Source organism: Rhizobium sophoriradicis (genome assembly GCF_025200795.1).
GTDB lineage: Bacteria > Pseudomonadota > Alphaproteobacteria > Rhizobiales > Rhizobiaceae > Rhizobium > Rhizobium sophoriradicis.
This window is the reverse complement of record NZ_CP104153.1, coordinates 52,034-75,499: the sequence shown is the minus strand read 5'-3', so window position 1 is coordinate 75,499 and position 23,466 is coordinate 52,034. Positions and strand designations below refer to the sequence as shown.

The 23,466-nt window shown below is 63.9% G+C and carries 18 protein-coding genes; 7 read left to right on the top strand and 11 right to left on the bottom strand.

Going from position 1 to position 23,466, the window contains the following annotated elements; translation table 11 throughout:
• The first annotated feature begins 9 nt into the window (after window positions 1–9).
• From N2597_RS22380 to N2597_RS22360, 5 genes are read left to right on the top strand one after another with little or no spacing between them, the layout of a single operon-like run.
• Window positions 10–1,155, top strand: a complete 1,146-nt coding sequence (locus N2597_RS22380; RefSeq protein ID WP_183596137.1) for an isovaleryl-CoA dehydrogenase — start codon at window positions 10–12, stop codon at window positions 1,153–1,155.
• Window positions 1,152–2,762, top strand: a complete 1,611-nt coding sequence (locus N2597_RS22375; protein ID WP_183596135.1) for a carboxyl transferase domain-containing protein — start codon at window positions 1,152–1,154, stop codon at window positions 2,760–2,762. The genes N2597_RS22380 and N2597_RS22375 overlap by 4 nt, the downstream gene beginning before the upstream one ends.
• Window positions 2,763–2,769: 7 nt before the next feature.
• On the top strand, window positions 2,770–4,635 hold the full coding sequence (locus tag N2597_RS22370) for an acetyl/propionyl/methylcrotonyl-CoA carboxylase subunit alpha (RefSeq protein WP_183596133.1): 1,866 nt from the start codon (window positions 2,770–2,772) through the stop codon (window positions 4,633–4,635).
• Entirely contained in the window at window positions 4,635–5,087 is a 453-nt protein-coding gene (locus tag N2597_RS22365) for a MaoC family dehydratase (protein ID WP_040142575.1), read from the top strand. The genes N2597_RS22370 and N2597_RS22365 overlap by 1 nt, the downstream gene beginning before the upstream one ends.
• On the top strand, window positions 5,084–5,920 hold the full coding sequence (locus tag N2597_RS22360) for an HpcH/HpaI aldolase/citrate lyase family protein (protein ID WP_183596131.1): 837 nt from the start codon (window positions 5,084–5,086) through the stop codon (window positions 5,918–5,920). Before N2597_RS22365 ends, N2597_RS22360 begins: the two co-directional genes overlap by 4 nt.
• An 8-nt stretch (window positions 5,921–5,928) precedes the next feature.
• Here the strand turns inward: N2597_RS22360 and N2597_RS22355 are convergent, their stop codons facing one another.
• The 3 genes from N2597_RS22355 to N2597_RS22345 all read right to left on the bottom strand — a co-directional run bounded on the left by N2597_RS22355 (window position 5,929) and on the right by N2597_RS22345 (window position 9,475).
• Entirely contained in the window at window positions 5,929–7,380 is a 1,452-nt protein-coding gene (locus tag N2597_RS22355) for an efflux transporter outer membrane subunit (RefSeq protein ID WP_183596129.1), read from the bottom strand.
• Between the two features lie 116 nt (window positions 7,381–7,496).
• Window positions 7,497–8,786, bottom strand: coding sequence for a HAMP domain-containing sensor histidine kinase (locus tag N2597_RS22350; RefSeq protein ID WP_183596127.1), 1,290 nt, complete (start codon window positions 8,784–8,786; stop codon window positions 7,497–7,499).
• A gap of 2 nt (window positions 8,787–8,788) precedes the next feature.
• Window positions 8,789–9,475: a response regulator gene (locus N2597_RS22345; RefSeq protein WP_183596125.1), complete on the bottom strand. Its 687-nt coding sequence runs from the start codon at window positions 9,473–9,475 to the stop codon at window positions 8,789–8,791.
• Between the two features lie 206 nt (window positions 9,476–9,681).
• Here N2597_RS22345 and N2597_RS22340 point away from each other — a divergent pair, with 206 nt between their 5' ends.
• Together N2597_RS22340 and N2597_RS22335 are read left to right on the top strand one after the other, a co-directional pair.
• Window positions 9,682–10,782 (top strand): efflux RND transporter periplasmic adaptor subunit, encoded by a 1,101-nt coding sequence (locus tag N2597_RS22340; protein ID WP_183596123.1) that lies wholly within the window; start codon window positions 9,682–9,684, stop codon window positions 10,780–10,782.
• Window positions 10,782–13,934 (top strand): efflux RND transporter permease subunit, encoded by a 3,153-nt coding sequence (locus N2597_RS22335; RefSeq protein ID WP_183596121.1) that lies wholly within the window; start codon window positions 10,782–10,784, stop codon window positions 13,932–13,934. The genes N2597_RS22340 and N2597_RS22335 overlap by 1 nt, the downstream gene beginning before the upstream one ends.
• 265 nt (window positions 13,935–14,199) lie before the next feature.
• Here the strand turns inward: N2597_RS22335 and N2597_RS22330 are convergent, their stop codons facing one another.
• From N2597_RS22330 to N2597_RS22295, 8 genes are all read right to left on the bottom strand, one after another.
• Window positions 14,200–15,621 carry an enolase-like domain-containing protein gene (locus N2597_RS22330; RefSeq protein ID WP_096764448.1) on the bottom strand — a complete coding sequence of 474 codons (1,422 nt, stop codon included), beginning with the start codon at window positions 15,619–15,621 and terminating at the stop codon, window positions 14,200–14,202.
• Window positions 15,618–16,634, bottom strand: coding sequence for a hydroxyacid dehydrogenase (locus N2597_RS22325; protein ID WP_183596119.1), 1,017 nt, complete (start codon window positions 16,632–16,634; stop codon window positions 15,618–15,620). Before N2597_RS22325 ends, N2597_RS22330 begins: the two co-directional genes overlap by 4 nt.
• A 4-nt stretch (window positions 16,635–16,638) precedes the next feature.
• A complete protein-coding gene (locus N2597_RS22320; protein ID WP_096764450.1) occupies window positions 16,639–17,457 on the bottom strand; it encodes a sugar phosphate isomerase/epimerase family protein in 819 nt (272 codons plus the stop codon).
• Between the two features lie 11 nt (window positions 17,458–17,468).
• Window positions 17,469–19,334 carry a GH39 family glycosyl hydrolase gene (locus N2597_RS22315; protein WP_183596117.1) on the bottom strand — a complete coding sequence of 622 codons (1,866 nt, stop codon included), beginning with the start codon at window positions 19,332–19,334 and terminating at the stop codon, window positions 17,469–17,471.
• Between the two features lie 68 nt (window positions 19,335–19,402).
• Window positions 19,403–20,236: a 5-deoxy-glucuronate isomerase gene (locus N2597_RS22310; RefSeq protein WP_010033052.1), complete on the bottom strand. Its 834-nt coding sequence runs from the start codon at window positions 20,234–20,236 to the stop codon at window positions 19,403–19,405.
• Window positions 20,236–21,294 carry an ABC transporter ATP-binding protein gene (locus N2597_RS22305; RefSeq protein ID WP_183596115.1) on the bottom strand — a complete coding sequence of 353 codons (1,059 nt, stop codon included), beginning with the start codon at window positions 21,292–21,294 and terminating at the stop codon, window positions 20,236–20,238. The genes N2597_RS22310 and N2597_RS22305 overlap by 1 nt, the downstream gene beginning before the upstream one ends.
• Window positions 21,294–22,358 (bottom strand): ABC transporter ATP-binding protein, encoded by a 1,065-nt coding sequence (locus tag N2597_RS22300; protein WP_183596113.1) that lies wholly within the window; start codon window positions 22,356–22,358, stop codon window positions 21,294–21,296. The genes N2597_RS22305 and N2597_RS22300 overlap by 1 nt, the downstream gene beginning before the upstream one ends.
• Entirely contained in the window at window positions 22,333–23,466 is a 1,134-nt protein-coding gene (locus N2597_RS22295) for an ABC transporter permease (RefSeq protein ID WP_183596111.1), read from the bottom strand. The genes N2597_RS22300 and N2597_RS22295 overlap by 26 nt, the downstream gene beginning before the upstream one ends.

Genomic DNA, 23,466 nt, shown 5'->3' with positions numbered 1-23,466 from the left:
AGGAGTGCCATGTTTGATTTTTCGCTTGGCGAAACCGCGGATGCAATCCGCGACACGACGGCGCGGTTTGCCGCCGATCATATTGCTCCGCTGGCAGCCGAAATCGACGAAAGCAACACGTTTCCGCGCCAGCTCTGGCCCCAGATGGGGGCGCTCGGCCTGCATGGGATCACCGTCGAGGAGGAATTCGGTGGCGCCGGTCTCGGCTATCTCGAGCATGTCGTCGCGATGGAGGAAGTGTCGCGCGCCTCAGCCTCGGTGGGCTTAAGTTACGGCGCCCATTCCAATCTCTGCGTCAACCAGATCCGCCGCTGGGCCTCGCCGGAACAGAAGCGCCGCCATCTGCCGAAGCTGATCTCCGGCGAGCACGTCGGCTCACTTGCGATGTCCGAAGCCGGCGCCGGCTCCGATGTCGTCTCGATGCGGTTGCGGGCCGAGCGCAAGGGCGCCCGCTACATTCTGAACGGCACCAAATTCTGGATCACCAATGCGCCGCATGCCGACGTCCTCGTCGTCTATGCCAAGACCGATCCCGCCGCCGGTCCGAAAGGCATTTCCGCTTTCATCATTGAGAAGGGCATGCCCGGCTTCAGCGTCTCGAAGAAACTCTCCAAGCTCGGCATGCGCGGCAGCGATACGGCCGAGTTGGTCTTTGAGGATTGCGACGTGCCGGCCGAGGCGCTGATGGGGCGCGAGGGCGAAGGCGTGAAGATCCTGATGTCCGGTCTCGATTACGAGCGCGCCGTGCTTGCCGGCGGTCCGCTCGGCATCATGCAGGCCTGCCTCGATGTCGTGCTGCCTTATGTGCGCGATCGCAAGCAGTTCGGCAAACCGATCGGCGATTTCCAGCTGATGCAGGCCAAGATCGCAGATATGTATGTGGCGCTGAACTCGTCGCGCGCCTATGTCTATTCCGTCGCCCGCGCCTGCGACGCTGGCCGCGCCACGCGCACCGACGCGGCGGCCGCGATCCTCTTTGCCAGCGAGAATGCCGTGAAGGTGTCGCTGGAGGCGATCCAGGCGCTCGGCGGCGCCGGCTATACCAAGGAATGGCCGGTCGAGCGTTTCCTGCGCGACGCCAAGCTCTACGATATCGGGGCCGGCACCAACGAAATCCGCCGCTACCTGATCGGCCGGGAGCTCATCGCATCATGACGGTGATTTCGACCGCGATCGATCGCGACAGCGAGACCTTCAAAGCCAATGCCATCAAGAACAAGGCGCTTGTCGACGAGCTCTACGAGCGCTCGGCAAAGGCGCGCGAGGGCGGCGCGCAATCGGCACGTGAACGTCACACGGCCAAGGGCAAGCTTCTGCCGCGCGACCGCATTCAGCTGCTGATCGATGCCGGCAGCCCCTTCCTGGAGGTCGGCGCGCTGGCGGCCAACGGAATGTATGGCGACGAGGCGCCGGGCGCCGGCATCATATCGGGCATCGGCCGCGTATCCGGCCGTGAGGTCATGATCGTCGCCAATGACGCGACGGTAAAGGGCGGCGCCTATTTTCCGATGACGGTGAAGAAACATCTCAGGGCGCAGGAAATCGCCATGCAGAACCGGCTGCCCTGCCTTTATCTGGTCGATAGCGGCGGCGCCAATCTGCCGCATCAGGCCGAGGTCTTTCCCGACCGCGATCATTTCGGCGCGATCTTCTACAACCAGGCGCAGATGTCGGCCGAAGGCATTGCCCAGATTGCCTGCGTCATGGGAAGCTGCACCGCCGGCGGTGCCTATGTTCCCGCGATGTCCGACGAAACGGTGATGGTGCGCAATCAGGGCACGATCTTCCTCGCCGGCCCGCCGCTGGTCAAAGCCGCGACCGGCGAAATCATCTCGGCCGAAGAGCTCGGCGGCGCCGAAACCCATGGCCGCCGCTCCGGCGTCGTCGATCATGTCGCCGAGAACGATGAACATGCGCTGCTTCTGGTGCGCGATATCGTCGCCAGCCTCAACAGCGTCAAATCGGTCGATATAGACATTCAATCCCCCCGGCCGCCGAAGCTCGACCTCGAGGACCTTCACGGCATCATTCCGGAGGATGTGCGCTCGCCCTATGACGTGCGCGAGGTGATCGGCCGAATCGTCGACGGCTCGGAACTGCATGAGTTCAAGCCACTCTACGGCACCACGCTCGTCTGCGGCTTCGCCCGCATCTGGGGCATGCCTGTCGCCGTCATCGCCAATAACGGCGTGCTCTTTTCCGAAAGTGCGCTGAAGGGCGCGCATTTCATCGAGCTCGCCTGCCAGCGCCGCGTGCCGCTGCTCTTCCTGCAGAATATTTCCGGCTTCATGGTCGGCGGCCGTTATGAGGCCGGCGGCATCGCCAAGGACGGCGCAAAGCTGGTGACGGCGGTGGCGACCGCCACCGTGCCGAAAGTCACCGTCATCATCGGCGGCAGCTTCGGCGCCGGCAATTACGGCATGTGCGGGCGCGCCTATCGCCCGCGTTTCCTGTTCACCTGGCCGAACAGCCGCATCAGCGTCATGGGCGGCGAACAGGCAGCCTCGGTGCTTGCCACCATCCGCCGCGACGCGATGGAAGCGCGCGGCGAGGATTGGCCGGCCGCCGAGGAAGAGGCGTTCAAGGCGCCGGTCCGTGCCGGCTACGAGGCCGAGGGCAATCCCTATTATGCCACCGCCCGCCTCTGGGATGACGGCATCATCGACCCGCGCCAGACGCGAGATGTGCTGGGTCTCGCCTTTTCCGCCTGCCTGAATGCGCCGATCCCGAAAGGGCCGCGCTTCGGCCTGTTCAGGATGTGAGGCGGCGATGATGGAAAGTCTTCTCATTGCCAACCGGGGCGAAATCGCCCGCCGCATCATCCGCACGGCGAAAATACTCGGCATCCGCACCATTGCGGTCTATTCCGAGGCCGATGCCGGCCTGCCCTTTGTGAGAGAAGCGGACGAGGCAATCGCCATCGGCCCGCCGCCCGCCCGAGAGAGTTATCTCTCCGAGGCACGCATCCTGGAAACCGCCCGGAAAACCGGCGCTGCGGCCATCCATCCCGGTTACGGTTTCCTGTCGGAAAATGCTGACTTTGCCGAAGCGGTCGAAAATGCCGGCATAATCTGGGTCGGCGCGCCGCCGGCCGCCATCCGCGCCATGGGGCTGAAGGACGCCGCCAAACAATTGATGCAGGCGGCAGGCGTCCCGGTGACTCCCGGTTATCTCGGACCGGACCAGAGCGAAAAGCGGCTGGCCGCCGAGGCGGATGCCATCGGTTATCCCGTGCTGATCAAGGCCGTCGCTGGCGGCGGCGGCAAGGGCATGCGGCGCGTCGACCGGCCGCAGGATTTTGCCGAAGGTCTCGCCTCCTGCCGCCGCGAGGCAGCCGCCTCTTTCGGCGACGACCGTGTTCTGATCGAGCGCTATATCGCCAATCCGCGCCATATCGAGGTGCAAGTCTTTGCCGACACGCACGGAAACTGCGTTCATCTCTTCGAACGCGATTGTTCGCTGCAGCGCCGGCACCAGAAAGTCATCGAAGAGGCCCCTGCCCCTGGCCTTGATGCCGCCACCCGCGCGGCGATCTGCGATGCGGCGGTCAAGGCTGCAAGAGCGGTGAATTATGTCGGCGCCGGCACGATCGAATTCATCGCCGACGCCTCCTCGGGCCTCAATGCCGACCGCATCTGGTTCATGGAGATGAACACGCGCCTGCAAGTCGAGCATCCGGTTACCGAGGCCATAACAGGCGAAGATCTGGTGCTTTGGCAGCTGAAGGTCGCGAGCGGCGAGCCGCTGCCGAAAAGCCAGGACGAGATCACCATGAACGGCTGGGCCTTCGAAGCCCGGCTCTATGCCGAAAATCCGGCCGCCGGCTACCTGCCCTCGACCGGCCGGCTCGATCATCTCAGACTGCCTCAAGCGGTTCGCGTCGACAGTGGCGTCGTTGAGGGCGATGAGATCACCGCCTTCTACGACCCGATGATCGCCAAGATTATTGCGCATGGACCGAACCGTGAAGCGGCCCTTTCGAAGCTCGCCGCCGCATGCTCCGGTATCGAGGTCTGGCCGGTCCGGTCCAATGCCGGGCTTCTCGCACGCGTCACCAATCATCCGGATTTTCGCGCCGCAAGGATCGATACCGGCTTCCTCGACCGCCATGGCGAAAGCCTCGTGGCCAGCGAGCCGGATGAAACCGTCATCGACAAAGCAGCCACGGCACTTTCGAAGGGCATGGTTGGCGATCCCTGGTCTGCGCTGACCGGCTTCCGCATCGCTGGGCCAAGCGACAGCCGCGTGCGCGTGCGCATCGACGGTCATCTCCACTGGGGACACGCATACACCGACCTCGAAGCAAAGACGATCGAGATGGACGAGACAACGGTGCTTTTCGATGCGGGCAATGCCTGGTCGATCGGCCTGCCTCACGCAGGCGAGGCCGAGGCGAATCACGGTGTGGGCGATGGCGCCATCCTGTCGCCCATGCCGGGCCTCGTCATTTCGGTGGAGGTCACGGAGGGCGATCGTGTCGCCAAGGGAGACCGTCTGCTGACGGTCGAAGCCATGAAGATGGAACATTCGCTGCGGGCACCCTTCGACGGCATCGTCGGCAAACTGCAGGTTTCCCCCGGCGTCCGCGTTTCGGAAAATCAGCTGGTCGTCACCGTCATGAAGGGAGAGGAGTGATGGCCGGCCGCTATTTCGACGAATGGACGGTTGGCGACCGGATCGCCCACGACATTCGCCGCACGGTCACCGAGACCGACAATCTGCTGTTTACGACACTCTCCCACAATCCGCAGCCGCTGCATCTCGATGCGGAATATGCGGCCGGAACCGAGTTCGGCCGGATCGTCGTCAACGGCACCTTCACCTTCGCGCTGACCGTCGGTCTTTCGGTCAGTGACACCACGCTCGGCACGCTTGTCGCCAATCTCGGCTATGACAAGGTGACAATGCCGAAACCGGTCTTCATCGGCGATACCCTGCGGGTAGAAACCGAAGTGACGGAGCTGCGCCGCTCGAACTCCCGCCCCGATGCCGGCATCGTCACCTTCCGACACATCACTTTGAACCAGCGTAACGAGATCGTCTGCCAGTGCCTGCGTACCGCCATGCTGAAGGGGAAGCCATCATGAGGCTGCGTTCGCTGCTCTTCGTGCCCGGCGACCGGCCGGAACGTTTCGAAAAAGCGCTCACATCGGGCGCCGATGCCGTCATTCTCGATCTGGAAGATTCCGTCGCGCCGGCCAGCAAGCCAAAGGCCCGCGACAGCGTCCATCAATTCGTGCAGCGCCATGCCGGCGAGACCAAGCTCCTCATCCGCATCAATCCTCTCGCCTCGCCGGAATGCGAGGTCGACCTCGCCGCCCTGAGCGATCTTCAGCCTTTCGCGCTCATGCTGCCGAAGGCCGAAGGCGCCACTTCGGTGCGCAAGCTTGCAAGCTCGCTCGCGGCGGCTCCTCCCATCCTGCCGATCGCGACCGAAACGCCGGCGGCGATCTTCGAGATCGGCAGCTATCGCGAGGTCTCGGATAATCTCTGCGGCCTGACCTGGGGCGCCGAGGATCTGCCGGCTGCGATCGGGGCTGCGACCGCGCGCAGGACGGACGGCCGCTATACGCCGCCTTACGAGCTTGCCCGCTCGCTCACGCTCTTTGCAGCCCATGCCGCAGCCATTCCGGCAATAGATACTGTCTATCCCGATTTTCGCGATCTCAACGGTCTGCGGGCCTATGTCGGCCGGGCCCGGCGCGACGGTTTCTCCGGCATGATGGCCATCCATCCGAGCCAGGTGGAAACGATCAACCACGCCTTCACGCCGGATGCCTCCGAGATCGCCTGGGCGGAACGGGTCACCGCCGCCTTTGCCGCTAAGCCCGATGTGGGTGTCATCCAGGTGGACGGGCGCATGCTCGATTTGCCGCATCTGAAGCTCGCGACCCGCATTCTGGAGAGCGCCGGACGATAGAGTGCAGGTTAGCCCGACTTCGCGGTTGGCTTGGCGGCGACCTGTTCCGGCTCGAGGTAACCTGCGCCGATAGCGACATAAAGGTCCACGTAGTCCTTGGCGACCTGCTGCACGGTGGCGGCAAGGCTTGCCTCAGCGTCGGAGACCGAACGCTGCGCGTCGAGGACATCGAGCAGCGACGAGGCGCCATCCTTATAGCTCGTGGTCGAAAGCGTGAGTGATTCCTGCGCCGTCTCTACCTGCCGGCGCAGCGGCTCCAGCGTCTGCGTGTCGCGACGAACGGCCGTCAGCGCGTTTTCGACTTCTTCGACGCCGTTCAGCACCGCGGCTTTCCAGGCGAGATACTGGGTCCTGGCGTCGGATTTTTCGATCTCGACATTGGCGCGCAACGTGCCGCCGTCAAAGATCGGCAGGTTGAGCGATGGCCCGAACGACCAGCTGGTCAGACTTCCGCCGCTGGCGCCCGACGATTTAACCCAGCTCGGCGAGATCGAGCCGGACAAGGTGATCGATGGATAGAGCTGGGCTTCGGCCGCGCCGATATCGGCAACGGCGGCCGCCAGCTCGCGTTCGGCCTTGCGAATATCGGGACGGTTGCGGATGAGGTCGGCCGGAATACCGGCGCGGAGGTCGCCGCGGAAGACCGGCTGGCCCGCACTCTTCTGCAACTCCCCCATCAGCGAGGACGCCGGCATTCCGATGAGCGTCGCGATGTGATGAGCCGACTCGGTGAAGCTCTGTTGGAGGCCGGGAATTTCCGACTTCGTCGACTGTACGAGGCCCTCGGCCTGAACGACATCGAGGCGGGAGGCCGCACCAGCTTTCAACTGCAGCTGCGTGAGTTCATACGTCTGTTGACGGGATTTCAAACTCCCTTTTGAAAGCGCAATGCGCTCCTGGTAGTAGCGGGCGTCGATATAGCTCTCGACGAGATCTTTCAGATAGGTGAGCTTGGCATTGTCAGCCGTCGCATAGGCGGCGCCGAGCGAGGCGATTGCACTTTCCCTGGAGCGACGAGACTGGCCGAAAAAGTCGAGCAGCCAGGACAGGCTGGCTTCGCCGCCTGTCGTGTTCGTGGTGCCGACGCTCGTGCGCAGCCGGCCCTTCTCGCCGGAGACCGTATGCGATGCGCCGACGGTCAGACTCGGCAGGCCGCCGGCGCCGGCGACGGTGACGTTGGCAGAGGCCGAATTGATGCTTTCGAGCGCCTGCAGCACGTCGAGGTTCTCGCGGAGGCCATGGGTCACCAGTCCGTCGAGCCGCTTGTCGCGATAGGCCGTCCACCACTCGGCCGTCACGACATTGCCGTTGCTCTTGCTACCGCCCTCTTCGAATTTGGCGGGCAGCGGCATTTGCGGGGGAACGTGATCCGGGCCCCTGACGCAGCCTGCCAGCAGAATTGTCAGGAGCGATGCGGCATAGCGGAGGGATGATAGTCTTGTGCGAAGCGACGTACTCACGGGCGAGCCTCTTGAACCGGGATCGTGGGTTCAGGCTTAGCGGCGCCAGCGTTAATGGCGGTTAAGAAACTGTAAAATTGGGTAAAATCCGGCACCGCCCTGTCGAGCGATGCTGATCAGCTTTCACCGCCGGCCGCACCATAAGGCATCGGCCGCCTCGGAAGCTCGAGCGTGATCGCCAGGCCGCCGGCTTCCGGCAGCGAGGCATGCACGCGCCCGCCGTGACGCTCGATCGCCTGCCTGGCGATAGCAAGGCCCAGACCATATCCGCCGCGCGGCATGGCATCCTTGCCGCGGGAAAACGGCTGGAAGATCCGTTCGAGCTCATCACGCCCGACGCCTGGCCCCTGATCGGTGACGCAGATCCTGAGGCGGTCGGCCATCGTCTCGCAGGATACGGCCACACGCGAATGCTCGGCGGTATATTTGACGGCGTTGCGGACGACATTTTCGAGCGCCCTGTAGATCAGTTCGCCTTCCACCTCGGCACGGAAGATGCCGTCGACGCTCGCCGTGATCGCGACCTCCCGCGCCTGGGCTTCGAATGCCGCATCGCCCAAGATTTCGTTGAGGAGCTCGATGATGTCGAGGGTCTGCGTCTTCAAGGGCCGGCCGGATCCCGCCGTCAGCCTCGCAAGGGTCAGAACCTCGCCCACCAGCGTATCGAGCCGTTCGACCTCCCGGTCCATACGGTCCAGCATGGCGCCGAGTTTGGCCGGGTTCTGCCGGAGCACGCCGACGGCAGCCTGCAGCCGGGACAAAGGCGAACGCAGCTCATGAGAGACGTCATGGAACAGCCTCTGCTGCGCATCCTGAAGCTCCTCAAGCCGGGCGGCGCTCGCATCGAAATCATAGGCAAGGGCAGTCACTTCATCCTTTCGCCCCGCCATTTTATCGCTGATGCGAAAGTCGAAACGACCATGGGCGAGCGCGCTCAGACCGTCGCGCAGATGCACGACGGGACGAATGAGATATCGCGCCAACGCGCCGGCCGCGATCGTGCTGGCGACCAGGATGGTGAGCCACGGTAGGAATGGGCCAAGGCTGTCGAAGGTGGAACCGGCCGGAGCCGACACGGAAAGCCGATAGCAAACTCCATCCTTCGGCACGGATCGGGTAGTCACCGTGTTCTCCTCGGCGCAGGCATCGGCCTCGGCAGGCTTCGACAGGGTCAGGCCGAGCGGTTGCGTCTTTTCGCTTGTAGTCACGAAACGCGCCGCGGCCGCTTCGCCGTCCTCAGCCAGAATATTTGCAGTCAGGTTGAGCACAAGCGTCCGCCGCTCATGTTCCAGCTCGCTTGCGAAGGGAACCGCCTGAAGGAGTTTGACGATAAGGATAATGGCAGCAAGGCTTGCCGCCAGAGTCAGCCAGATAATCCTGAAGAACTTCCAGAAAAGCCGGGGCATGGTCAGTCCACGAGAAGTTGATAGCCCTGGCCGCGGACGGACTGGATCCAGGATTGCCCGTCCTCCCGCAGCCCGAGCTTCTGGCGAACGCTGCTGATATGGACGTCGATGCGGCGATCGAACGGCGTGAGCGGTTTTCCGAAGGCCCGCTTCGAAATCTCCTGCTTCGATACCAGCTGGCCGGCGCTGCGGGCCAGAACCTCGAGCAGGCTGAATTCGGTACCGGTCAGCTCCAAAGTCTCGCCGCGCCATTCGGCGCTTCTATTACCGGAATGGATCACGAGCTGCCCCGCCCTGATCGTGTCGGTCGATACACCCGCCGCCGGCTGACCCGCGCGGCGCAGGATCGCACGCAGCCTTGCCGCCAGTTCGCCCGGGGAGCAGGGTTTCGGCACATAGTCGTCGGCGCCGAGATTGAGGCCCGATATCCTGTCGACGTCATCGCCTCTTGCCGTCAGCATGAGGACGGGAACCTGGCTCAGCTTCCTGATCCGCTGCAGCACCTCGATCCCGTTCATCCGCGGCATCATGATGTCGAGCACGATGATATCGACCGTATTGCCGGCAGCCGCGGCAATGGCGGCGCGGCCATCCGTATCCGTTGCGACGTCATACCCTTCCTCGACCAGATATTCCTGCAGAAGCGTCGTCAGCTCGGCATCGTCGTCGATGAGGAGAACCTTGTTCATTCGCGTTATCCGTCTTTAATCCCGGCGAGCCATACCGCACGAAAGCGCGCGGGCGGCCAAGTTTTACCTAACTTAACACTAACTTGACCGCGCTTAACGTTCGTCCCGTTACTTATCCTGCCATGACATGGATGCGCACCAGGACGGGTCGCCTCGACATCAGCGGCAGTCCTTCGTCGCGTTCGCGCGGAACGCAAAGGCCACCCATGCCTTTGACCACAAGGAATGCTTTGTTGAGAAAACCATCCAGAATATTTGCCGCCGCGCTTGTCGCGGCAGCTCTTGTCTCGCCCGTGCGTTTTGCCATGGCGGAACAGGCCGCTGCAACCGCTCTCACCGTCTCTCTGACGGCGCCGATGCAACGGGACTGGCCGGAGACCGTTCCGGCGAGCGGATGGCTGAAGCCGTGGCAGGAAGCGGTCATCGCCTCCGAAACCAGCGGCCTGCGCATCACCGATGTCCTGGTCGATGTCGGGTCCGTGGTCACGAAGGGACAGACGCTCGTCCGGCTTTCCCAGGAAAGCGTGCTCGCCGACCTTCGCAAGCAGGAGGCGGCCGTCGAGAACGCCAAGGCAAGTCTTACGAAGGCCAAGGCCAATGCCGACCGGGCGCGGCAGCTGCGTCCTTCCGGCGCGCTCTCCGACGAGAAGATCGTCGAATACCTGGCCGACGAGCAGACGGCGACGGCAAGCCTTGCATCCGAAGAGGCCGCACTCGACAGCGAAAAGATCAAGCTTGCGCAAACCACGATCACGGCCGTCGATGACGGCCTTATAACCTCCCGTTCCGCCGATCTCGGTGCCGTCGTCTCCGCCGGCACGGAGCTGTTCCGCATGGTCCGCCAGCAGCGTGTCGAATGGCAGGCGGAGATTTCGGCGCGCTATCTCTTGCGTATTTCTGAAGGCTTGAGCGTCAAGATCAACGGGCCGGACGGCCAGGTCATCGACGGCAAGGTGAGGCTTGTCGGACCTTCGGTCAGCACCGACACCAGCCGGGCGATCGTCTATGTCGCGCTTCCCGCCGATGCCCGTCCGCGCACCGGTCTTTACGTCACCGGCAACATCGAATTGCAGACCTCTCCGGCACTGACCGTACCCGAGACGGCGATCGTGTTCCGGGACGGGATCAGCTACCTCTTCACTTCAGGCGAGGATCAGCGGGTGCAAAGGGTCAGGGTGGAAACGGGCCGCCGCAACAATGGCGAGGTGGAAATCGTCTCCGGCATCGACCGCTCGTCGAAGGTGGTGACCTCGGGCGGCGCCTTCCTGTCGGACAATGACCTCGTGAAGATTGCGGAGAAAAACTGATGAACTTCTCATCCTGGTCGATCCGCAATCCCGTACCGGCGATATTGCTGTTTGTGATGCTGACCGTCGGCGGACTGTTGGCCTTCAAGCAGCTGCCGATCCAGAACTTCCCCGACATGGACCTTCCCACGATCAACGTCACCGCCACGCTCGAAGGCGCCGCACCGACGCAGCTCGAAACCGAGGTCGCCCGCAAGATCGAGGATGGTCTTGCCGCCCTCAGCTATCTCGACCATATCACCACGACGATCACGGACGGCACCGTCTCGATCAAGGTGTCCTTCAAGCTGGAAAAAGACAGCGAAACGGCCCTGAACGAAGTCCGCAATGCCGTCGACAGCGTCAAGGGCGATCTGCCGGCGCAGATGGAAACACCGAGCGTCAGCAAGGTCACGGTGCAGAGCTCCCCTTTGGTCACCTATGCCGTCCGCTCCACCGCTCTCAACGAGACCGAACTTTCCTGGTTCGTCGACAATGATCTGACCAAGGCGCTGCTGTCGGTATCCGGCGTCGGGCAAGTCAACCGCATCGGCGGCATCGATCGCGAGGTTCATGTGGATCTCGATCCCGCGACGATGGCGTCGCTGGGCGTCACTGCGGCCACCGTATCGTCGCAGCTGAAGGCGGTGCAGACGGATACGTCGGGCGGCCTCGGCGAAATCGGCGGCACCCGCCAGACCTTGCGCACGCTCGGCGCACTGCCATCGGTCGAGGCGCTGACGGGGCTCAAAATTCCCCTGGCGAACGGCCAGCAGGTTCGCCTCGATGACGTGGCATCCGTCACCGACAGCTTCGCCGAGCGCTCCTCGATGGCCTATCTCGACGGCAAGCCGGTGATCGCGGTCGAGATCAAACGCTCGAACGGATTTTCCGACAGCGGTGTTGCCGCCGACGTCGACCAGGCGGTCAAAGCGTTCGCAGCCAAGCACTCCAACGTTGAGATCGACGAGGCTTACAGCACGATCGGACCGATCATCGGCAATTACGACGGTTCGATGCACATGCTCTACGAAGGCGCGATCCTGGCGATCATCGTCGTCTGGCTTTTCCTGCGGGACTGGCGGGCAACGATCCTGTCGGCCGTGGCGCTGCCCCTGTCTGTCATACCGACCTTCCTTGTCATGTATTTCGCCGGCTTCAGCCTGAATATCGTCACGCTGCTTGCTCTGTCGCTGGTGGTCGGCATCCTCGTCGACGATGCGATCGTCGAGATCGAGAACATCGCCCGCCACCTGCAGATGGGCAAGCGGCCGATCGACGCCGCGCTGGAAGCGGCCAACGAGATCGGGCTTGCCGTCATCGCGACCACCTTCACGCTGGTCTCGGTCTTCCTGCCGACGGCCTTCATGAGCGGCATACCGGGCCTCATTTTCCGCCAGTTCGGCATCACCGCCGCCGTCGCCGTCCTCGCCTCGCTCGTGGTCGCGCGCCTGCTGACGCCGATGATGGCCGCCTATTTCATGAAGGCCCATCCGACCGAGGAGAAGGATGGCCGGATCATGCATGCCTATATATCAATCGTGAAGGCTGCCATGAACCGCAGAAAGACGACCGTGGCCGTCACCGCCGTCGTCGTGGCGCTGTCGCTTGCGACCATCCCCTTGCTGAAATCGGGCTTCCTGCCGGCGTCCGACGACGCGCGAACCCAGATCACCCTGACCATGCAGCCTGGCGCCACCATCGAGCAGACGGATGCCACGGCCAGGAAGGCCGCGGATATTGTCGGCAAGCTTCCCGACGTAACGCATGTCTTTTCCGCCGTCGGGTCGACCTCCTCGGGCGGCGGCCCCGACGCCAGCACCACGAGCGATGTCGGGTCGGCGACGATCGTTGCCGTGCTGCCGCCCATCGACGAGCGCGACCGCAAGCAATCGCAAATCGAAAACAATATCCGACAGGCGCTTTCCGTCCTCCCCGGCGTGCGTGTGGAGGTCGGCGGCGGCGGCAATGGCACGAAGCTCGAAATCACGCTCGCAAGCGACGATGCGAATGTCCTCGACAGCGCCAGCACGGCGCTTGAGGAACAGCTCCGCTCGCTGCAGGGCATCGGCGCGGTGACATCGACCGCGGCCAGGCAGGCGCCCGAGATCCAGATCACGCCCGATTTTGCACGCAGCGCCGCGCTCGGGGTCACGTCGAGCGCTATCGCCGAGGTCGCACGCGTGGCGACGAACGGCGAATATTCCTCCGATCTGCCGAAGCTGAACCTGCCTCAGCGGCAAATCCCCATCGTCGTCCGCTTCGCGCCCGAGACGCGCACCAATCTGGACGACATCAAGAACATGCGGGTGGCGGGAACGAACGGCAACGTCGATCTCGGATCGATTGCCGATGTGAAGATCGGCGGCAGCCCGTCGGAGATCGACCGCATCGATCGGATGCGCAATGTCACCCTTTCCGTCGAACTGAACGGCCGCATCCTCGGCGACGTCAACCGCGAAGCGCAGGCGTTGCCCGCTCTCCAGCACCTGCCGGCGGGCGTCACCCTGGTCGAACAGGGCGAACTTCAGCGCAGTTCGGAGCTGTTCCAGAGCTTCGCTCTTGCCATGGCAATCGGCGTGTTCTGCATCTATGCGGTCCTCGTGCTGCTCTTCCACGACTTCCTGCAGCCGCTCACCCTGCTGATGGCTCTGCCGCTCTCGCTCGGCGGCGCGCTGCTGCCGCTGGTGCTTACCGGAACCAGCTTCTCCATGCCTGCGGTCATCGGCCTGCTCATGCTGATGGGGGTGGTGACCAAGAATTCCATCCTGCTCATCGAATATGCGATCATGTCGCGTCAGCGTGGCATGACCAGATTCGACGCCCTGCTGGATGCCTGCCACAAGCGCGCGCGGCCGATCGTCATGACCACCATCGCCATGGCCTCGGGCATGCTGCCGGCCGCACTCAGCCTGATGGGCGGCGATTCGAGCTTCCGCCAGCCGATGGCGATCGTAGTGATCGGCGGCGTGGTGATGTCGACGCTGCTCAGCCTGATCGTCATCCCCGTCATCTTCACCTTCGTCGACGATTTCGAACAGATCCTCAAACGGGTCCTGCGCCGGCTCGGACTGGCCCAGGACACCGCCGAGGATAAGCCGCATGCGTCCAACGATCACGCAGCGATCGCCTTCCAGCCCGAGCAGGCAAGACGAGGGCAAGGTCAGAGATGATGTCCGCTGCCCGACAAGGCAACAGCCGGTGACGGCAAGCTCTTCGGTCGCGTTCTCTCCCCCACGGGAACAAGACCGCGGGACGTACTCCCCCGCAGGCGGCCTCAAGCCGCCTGCGCGTCCTGCATCCCAGTCAGGAGCTACAGAAATGGTTCGGAAAGAGCGTGATGCCCTGTCAGGAGACATATCAATTGGTGGAACGGGGTGATCCGATCTCCCAATTCAACAGAGCAGCGCTGCTGCCTATGCTGAATGTTGCCAAGTCTCACGACAATGGCTTCATCGATCCGAAATCGGGTAAAGCGCCGCTCGCGTAGCCGACGGCACCGAGCGAAGCGATGGCGATCCGGCCGTCGCGGATCGACAGCAGCGGCCCCTCCCGCCCCTGCTCGTAGAGATCGGAATGGGCAGCGGCAAAATGCACCTTCTCCGCCTGCGGCGCGCCCTGCATGCCGGCCACATAATGATGGCCGTTGCGCTCGACATGGGAGAGGCCGAGCAGCGAAACCAGCGCCAGATCCTGCTGCACGGCAAGCCCGGCCTGGCAGGTCAGATCCTCGCCGGAGAGAAACAACCCCGGCACGCCTGCCGTTTTGATGCGGATCGCTTTCAGCAGCGAGCGGTAAATGCCCTTGCAGGTCTTCGAGGAGACGCCGGTATAACCAAGTGTCCGCGCACGCGCGAAAGCGCCATCACCATCGTCGCTCTCGTCGATCAGGAAGGGCAGTTCCGCGGCCAGATTTCCGAGCGGTGTTTCCATGGTGATCGCGCGCGAGAACGGCTGCTCGACAAAGGCAATGGCCGCACTTAGCCGCGCCAGCCTCGGCGTGGCCGCGATCCGCACCAGCAGGGCAGCAAGCTCGTCGACTGCTGTGAACTGTTCATTGCCATCGACCGTTACCCGATAGTCCGGCAGGCGGTCCAGCACGGCGGCGATCCGCGCGAGGCGGTCGATATCGGCATCGGCCGCGCCGGAAAGCTTGATCTTGAACCAGCGGTTGCCATAACGGGCAATCACTGCCTGGAGACTTTCCGGCAGGCCATCGCCGACAGGATCGACGATCTCGTCCTCGGTAATGGGGTCGAGCAGTCCGATCGTATGCCGGGCCGAAATCGAGCTGGCAGGGCGAAGGCCGGCGAGCATCGTCGAGGCGGCATCCACGTCGATATCGCCTGATAGCATCGGGCCGCCGATGCCGACGAGATTGCAACGCACCGCATCGAAGAAGGAAATGCCGGCAAGGCGGCAATAGGCATCGAGTGCCGCGCGGGCGATCAGCGAAGGGCCGAAACCGGCGGCCAAAGGATTTCCAGGCAGGCGGCGGGCGGTTTCCATCTCGTTCAGGCGGGCAGCGGCAAACAATGTCGCCGGCGCGGACGCTTCGAGCGATGCTGCGGCCGCGGTGCGGATCGAGCCGCGCAATTGATCGACATTCTGCGCCGGCGTCAGCGCTGGGTTTTTATCGAACCATTTCGGCACCATCATTTCGGCGGCAGCGCCGATGGCGGTTTTCCCCTCCTCGTCCTCGACGCGCACTCTGAGGAAGGCCTGCGGCGCCTTTTCGAGGGTTGCCGCACCGAAGCGAAACGGCAGGCGCAGCCTGATATCGCGCTCGAAGGCGTCGATCTCGACGATTCTGACACGCGGCGCGGTCACGGAACCTCCGATGCTTCGGTCCATGGTCACGCCATCCGCTCGAGCATGGCGCGCGACACTTCGTGCTGAAGCGGTTCACGGCGCAACAGCCGGCCGATCTCGTCGACCATGGCCTGCCCTTGGGCGAAATGTGCCTCTTCGGTGTGGCCGGCGGCATGCGGCGAAATGGTGATATTCGTAAGCTGAGGGTCGCGGAACGGACTGTCCTGAGGCAGCGGCTCTTGATCGAAGACATTGAGAGCCGCCTCGATGCGGCCGGACCTGATTTCGGCGAGCAATGCGGCTTCGTCGACCAGCTCGGCCCGCGCCGTGTTGATGAACAGCGCGCCTGGACGCAGCAGCGCCAGTTCGCGGGCGCGGATCATCCGGCGCGTCTCGGGCAGGACGGGCGCATGCAGGGAAATCACATCGCTCTGGGCAAGCGCGTCGTCCAATCCTGTTCTGACGACGCCGAGCGCTGCGGCCTCGCCGTCGTCGAGATAGGGATCGACGACAAGCACGCGGCAGCCGAATGGGACGAGCAGACGCATGGCTGCCCGCCCGACATATCCGGCCCCGACAATACCGACCGTTCTGGCGCCGAGCAATCTTTGCGGCACGGCGGCGCGGACATCGAGCCATTCACCGCCTCTGCGCAATCGATGATGCAGCCGGTGAATGCCGCGCATGGCGAGAAGCGCTTCGGCGACGACGAATTCGGCAACCGAGGCGGCAATTTTCGAGGCGGCATGGCTCACGCGCAGGCCGTCATCGAACAGACGGGCGGGAACGAGCGTGCGGATGCTGCCGGCCGAATGGGCAACGAGGGCAAGTTGCGGATGGCGCTGGCGCGCGGCCGGATCGAAGGGCGGCGTGCCCCATCCGGTCAGGCATGCCGTAGCGCCCTGCAGCAACCGGTCGGCATCGGCGGCATCGATCGTGGCGCCGGCCGGCCAGCGCACCTCGCCGAGGCCGCTCAACCGGGCGGTCGCCGCATCGTCCAGCATCATGCGGCGGGTCTTTTCGGTCAAAAGGACGGCGATGATGGGAGCCTGTTTGCTCATGGTTCTACTCTTTCGCTGCGGCGACGAGGCGCCTGAGATGGGCAAGATCGGCGCGAGCCTTGGCGAGCGCCTGGTCCCGGGGAACCCGGTATTGCGAATGCATCGAGAGCACGCCGGCAAATCCGGTGGCGATGAGATACGGGACGATATCGTTCCAGGGCACCATGCCCTCGTCGAGCCCATACCAGTCCGAATGCCATGCGCGCTGACCATGGGCGCCGTAGGCGCCGGGAAACCAGCCGCAATTCTTGACGCCGATGCAGCAGAACCACGGTTCGAGAAGGTCGAGGGTCAGACGCCAGTCCTCGCTGCCCTCGCGAATGAGCTGGTTGGCCGGATCGGGATAGGCGCCGATCCTGATCGGATCGCTCCCCGCCAGCAGTTGCGCGGCGAGCGCACCCGAGGCGTGCAGGGTCCCGCCGTGAAGCTGGACGGTCAGCTTGATGCCGAATTTGTCGGCGAGGTGTTCGAAGCCATCGAGGTCGCCGCGCGCTTCGTCGAGCTGCGCCTGCCAGCGCCGCGACGGATCATACCGCCAGAAGCCGAGCCGAACCTGTCCAATGCCGGCCTCGCCGCAGCAAGCAAGCAGCCGGGACGCGGCATCGTCCGGCTGCGTGGCGTCGATGGTCGCCATGGGCGTGCGCAGGCCGGCCGCAGCAAAAAGCTTGACCGCCTTGACGATTTCCTCCGGCCGGTCGGGCGAGACGGCGTGACCCTCGCGAATAAGAAGATCGGCACAGTCGAAGCCCAGCCCCGCCGTGATCTCTGCCGCCGTCTGTAACGGCAGGCCTTCCAGGGTCTTGGTGAAATAGGCGATATCCATCGTTGCATTGCTCATCGACGAGAAACACAGAGCTCGCTGTGGCGGCCGAATGCATCCCGGGCGCGCACCGCGTATTGCGCACCCGCCGGCGGCGACATGTGCAGGAATGCCGTCGAGATCAGCGGCGCGGGGCTGACCTTTTCAAAGGTCTCGCCATCCCTGCTGACGAGGACATCGTAGAAGATGGCGGGGCTGCTATCGCCGGCCGCCCAGAACAGCATGCGCTCCTCCCGGCCGCCGAGACCACGGTAGCGTTCGACGGTAAGGCCGGTGGGTGCGGCCGGAGACGCGCCGGTGTCGGGGACGACGAGCACCTGCGTCAGCGACGGCAAGGGTACATCGAGATCGACGCTGATCCGGCCCTCGCCGCATTCAACGACACTGATCGGATGCAGCAAAGCCGGTTCCTGGGCGCGGCGCAGTTCGCCAAACTGCGCTTCATCAGGTTCGGGCGGGGCGCCCACCGGCTCGAAGGGTCCGCGCGGATTGCTTTCGTCGCGCTGGGCCTCCCAGACTTCCATCGGATTGGTGAATTCCTCGTCGATGCGCAGCAGGCACAGTGCATGGCGACCGAGAGCGAGGCCGCCGACCTCCAGGCGCACGGCGGTCCGGCCCGAACGGTTGATGGCATCAACGCTGTGGATGAGGCTGATCGAAACACCCCCGCCCGGCAGCCGCGTCGGCAGGATCGCCAATCCATCCTGGTCGGGGGTCAGCGGCGGCTCGGCCGTTACCTTGCAGACGGTGTCGCCGAGCGTCGCCAACAGTTCCATCGATGTGAGGCCGGGTTTCTTGATGATGTCGAAGGGCGGTGCCGTATCGATGTCGGTGACCAGCCTGTCCAGATCAGTCTTATGCTCCCACTGCGCCTTGGTGAAATTGCGCGAACCGAAATAGGCAAAGATCGTGCGCTGGCTCCAGCCGCCGATAAAAGCGTGATCATTGCTGAGGAAGGTGAAATTCGCCGCCTTCGGGGCGATGATGCGCCGGTCGTGCTGCTCGATGATGCGGGCGATGATGCCGGCATAATAGGCCTTGCCGTGCCAGCTGTGATGATCGCTCCAGCCGAGCTGCGGGTCGCATTCGTCGTTGATGATCGGCAGGCCGGCAAGGCGCGGATGGTGCTCCTTGATGTAATCGACGACGAGTAGCGTGCGGTCGACAATGGCATGGGTTTTCGGGGTCAGATCGTCCTTGCTGCCGTTGACGCCCTTCTCGTGGATCGAGATGTAGTCGAGGCGCGGCGGACCCTCGCTGCTCAGGCAGCTTGTGCCGCTGTCGCAATGGGCCATCAGGGCGCGAAAGATCGGCGAGAGCGTGCGGGCCGTACCTGGGCCACCCATCGGCAGGTTGGGATCGACCGCATCCAGCCCCGCGACGCAGGCGTCGTAATAGTTGGTGTAGCCCTTGATCCCATAGGTCCACCAGCCGGAATCGGCCTCGTTCGTCGTTTCGAAGTACCAGGTGCGCAATTCGTCCATGCCGTAACGCGCTCCGTAGCGATCCGCCGTCGCCGTCACCAGATCCCGCCAGAGCTTGACCTGATCCATGTCCTCATAGTCGGTGAAGAGGCCCGAGGGATTGCCCATCAGCTCGAAGAACGGCTTCAGGCGGTGTTCGATCATCACGTCGAGCGCCCGGTCGAGCAGGGACCAGTCATAACCGGCGCCGCCGGTCGAGCGCAGCAGATTGTAGAGATAATGGACGCGCAGATATCGGATGCCCTCGTTCGGCAGGCCGCCCATATAGGCGAGCATCTGGCGCATTTCGGGTTCGAGCAGCAGCTCGGCCGGCGAAAAGCCAGTGCCGCGCCAGAACCGGTTGAACGGGCGCACGGCCTGGCCGGCATCAACGTTTATTCGCGTACGCTCGCGCATGGATCGTCTCTCCTAGGGCGGAAATCTGGCGGTGACGACTGAGCCGGCACAGGCGGCCAATGGCCCGACTATTTGAACTTGTCGCGCATCGCATCGATGCCGGGGATGGTTTTGGTCAGATGCTGATGGGCGGGATCGAAGCGCTGGATCAGCCCGCGGCGATGTTTGCCGACCAGGATGGTGAAGATGTAGCCCCGATGGCCGGGCGAGGTGACGGTCGGGTGGTAACCGCGATCGACCAGGACAGTGTCACCATCGCGGGTCATCAGGATCTTGACCGGACCGTCGTCGTCATAGGTGATCTGGCTGCCGAAGCCGGTCTCCGGCAGGAACCGGTAGTGATAAAGTTCCTCGTGCAGGGTTTCGGCATCGCCGTCTTCGGTGTCGTGCTTATGCGGCGGATAGCCCGACCAGCAGCCCTCGCCGGCATAGAGCTCGCTCACCAGCAGATTGCCGCAGCGCCCGTTCTGCCCTTGGCCGAGCAGATGGACGATCCGCCGCTGGCTGTGCGTATCGGGCGAGCCGACATTGACCGCGTCGACCTCCTCGGGCGTGACGCGGAACGGGGCGTAGCGCCTGTCGCAGATGCCGCCGGCAATCGCGACTTCGGCCGGGCCGCCACGAGCCGATACCCGGACGTTGGCGTTGACGGGCGCGTAAACCGAGTCCGCATCGCCTTCCCAGATATCGGCTCGCCGGCCCACCGCCCCGAAGCTGACGTCATCCACCTCGATATCCACCTGCCCCGACAGCACGACGTAGAGGCTTTCGTGCAAGGGCAGCCGCCGCGTCTCCCGGCCATCCAACGGAAGCGCGAGGAGATCGAAGTAGATGAGATCGAGCGTCCTGGAGGAGGTATCCACAATGGGACGCTGCTCGGAGCGTGGAATGAATTCGGGCATCAATTGAACTCCGGAACGATACGGTCGGCAAAGGGATTGAGCGACAGGGATTCGGCGTAGTGACAGGCGGCCGCGTGCCCATCGGCCGTCACGGCGCGCAGCGCCGGCACCTCCTGCCTGCAAAGCTCGGTTGCGTAGCGGCAGCGCGGATGAAATGCGCAGCCGGGAGGCGGATGAGCGGGGTCGGCGACCTCGCCCGCCAGTCGGATGCGCTTGCCGTGACGGCGCATCCTCGGATCGGCGATCGGCACGGCCGAAAGCAGCGCTTCGGTATAGGGATGGCGCGGGCGAGAAAAGATCTGCTCCGTCGGCGCCTTTTCGACGAGGCGGCCGACATACATGACGGCAATATTGTCCGAGATGTGCCGAACGACCGAGAGGTCGTGGGCGACGAAAAGATAGGTCAGGCCGAACTGTTCCTGCAGATCCTGCAACAGGTTAATGGTCTGGGCCTGCACGCTGACATCGAGCGCCGAGACCGCCTCATCGGCGATGACAAGGCGCGGGTTGGACGCCAGCGCCCGGGCAATCCCGATGCGCTGGCGTTCGCCGCCCGAAAAAGCATGCGGGTAGCGGCGCATATATTCGGGCCGCAGGCCCACACTCTGCATCAGCTCGGCGACCCGGTGCTCGAGTTCCCGGCCCTTGGCGATGCCGTTGACGCTCAATACCTCGCCGATAATGTCGATGACGGGAAGACGCGGATTGAGCGAGGATTGCGGATCCTGGAACACGATGCGCAGGTCACGATGGACTTCATCGAGGGCGGGACCGGAGAGGGCCGCGAGATCCACCGTGCCGCCGCTGCGATCGCGATAGCGGATCTCGCCGCTGGTCGGCTGGTAGATGCGCAGCACGGTGCGGGCGAGTGTGGACTTGCCGCAGCCGGATTCACCGACAATGCCAAGCGTCTCGCCGTCATCGACGCGAAGCGAAACGCCGTCGACCGCCTTGACGTGGCCGACGACCCGTCGGAACGCGCCCTTGCGGATGGGGAAATGCATCCTGAGATCGTTCAGTTCGAGCAGCGGGCTTGGCTGCGTCATGGGATCGGCCATCATTGTCTTCCCTCGTAAAGCAGGCAGCTGGCGACGTGCCCGTCACCGATGACGACGGATCCGGGGTCTTTCTGATCGCACAACCCCGCCCTCGCCTGCCTGCATCGGGGATGAAAGCTGCAGCCTTCGGGCCGGTCGAAACGCGAGGGCACCATGCCCTCGATGGTCGCGAGCCGTTCGGTCGGTTGCCCGTGCATGCGCGGCACCGATTGCAGCAGGGCCTTGGTGTAGGGATGAACGGGCGCATGGAAGATCGTGTCGACGTTACCTGCTTCCACCACCCGGCCGACATACATGACGACGACCTCGTCGGCGATTTCGGCCACCACGCCGAGATCATGGGTGACGAACAGTACCGAAAGCCCGAATTCGGCCTGCAGCGAGGCGAGGAGATCGAGGATATTGGCCTGGGTGGTCACATCAAGCGCCGTGGTCGGCTCGTCGGCGATCAAGAGTTTCGGGCGGCAGGCGAGAGCCAGCGCGATGCAGACGCGCTGGCGCATGCCGCCGGAAAACTGGAAGGCATAGCTTTCCATGCGTTCGGCCGGCCGGGGAATGCCGACGAGAGCCAGCGTCTCGATCGCATGCTCGCGCGCTTCCTTCTTTCCCATTTTCAGATGCAGGCGGATCACCTCGATCATCTGGTTGCCGATCGTATGGACCGGTGAAAGAGCTGCCATCGGCTCCTGGCTGATCAGGCCGATCTGGGCACCGCGGATCGCCCGCATATCGCGGCCGCGCGGGTCGAGCGCCGCGAGATCGATCGCGGGGGCTGCCGGATCGGGCCGGTAGCGGATCGCGCCCGAGACGATCCGCCCGCCGCGCGGGACCTGGTTGAGGATCGAGCGACCGGTGATGCTCTTGCCCGAGCCGGATTCGCCGACGACGCAGACCGTCCTGCCACGCGGGATGGAGAAGGAGACGCCGTCGACCGCCCTCACCGTGCCCGCGCCGCCGAAGAAATGGGTCCTGAGCTCGTCGACCTCGATCAGCGGGTCGCGATCCCCCTGCCGGCTGCCGGCCGCGGCGAAATTGGCGTCAGTATTCATAGGGATCTGCAGCATCGCGTAATCCATCACCAAGGAAATTGAGGGCAAGCACCGTGACGATCACCGCCAAGCCCGGAAGAAACAGCCAGGGTGCGCTCGTGACGGCGAGAATGTTCTGCGCCTCCTGCAGAAGCACGCCCCAGCTGACCACCGGCGGGCGGAGGCCGATGCCGAGGAAGGAGAGAGCGGTTTCGGCAAGGATCATCGTCGGGATGGCGAGCGTGACCGAGGCGATGATGTGGCTCATGAAGGACGGGACCATGTGCCGCCAGATGATGCGCATCCTGGAGCAGCCATCGAGATGGGCGGCAATGACGAAGTCTTCGGTCTTCAGCGACAGGAAACGGCCGCGCACCACACGTGCCAGGTCGGTCCAGCCGATCAGCGACAGGATGATCGTGATCCAGAGATAGACCAGGATCGGATCGGCGCTGATCGGCACGGCAGCCGCAAGCCCCATCCACAGCGGGATGGTCGGGATCGAGTTGATGAGCTCGATCGAACGCTGAATGACATCGTCCACCCAGCCGCCGTAAAGACCGGAAATACCCCCCAGGATGATGCCGAGGACGAGGCTGATCGCCACGCCGATCAGCCCGACGGACATGGAAACTCGCGTGCCATGCACCGTTCGGCTGAAGACGTCGCGCCCCAGCCGGTCGGCGCCGAACAGGTAGAAGGGTTTGCCCGCCTCGATCGGGCCGATCAGATGCCGGTCGAAATCGAACAGTCCCCAGAACCGATAGGGCTCACCTTTGACGAAGAAGCCGACGGGAATGACGACGGCCGGATCAGCGACGTAATTGCGGCTGAGCGCGATCGGATCGACCTTCATCGAATAGCCGTTGACATAGAGCGGATGAAACTGGCCGGCCGCGTCGTAGCCGGCGACTTTGAGCCGCTGGGGCGGCGCATAAGTGTAGCGGGAATCGTAGGTCTGCGATGAAACGGGAGCGATAACCTCGGCAAACAGGGCGACTAGGTAAATCAGCAGGATGACGACGCCAGCCCCAAGCGCCAGCCGGTGGCGGCGGAAGCGGCGCCAGATGAGTTTCCACTGGCCGGCGACCGCATCGAAATTGCGAACACGTTCAGGTATCAGTGCGATGGCTTGATCGGTCAT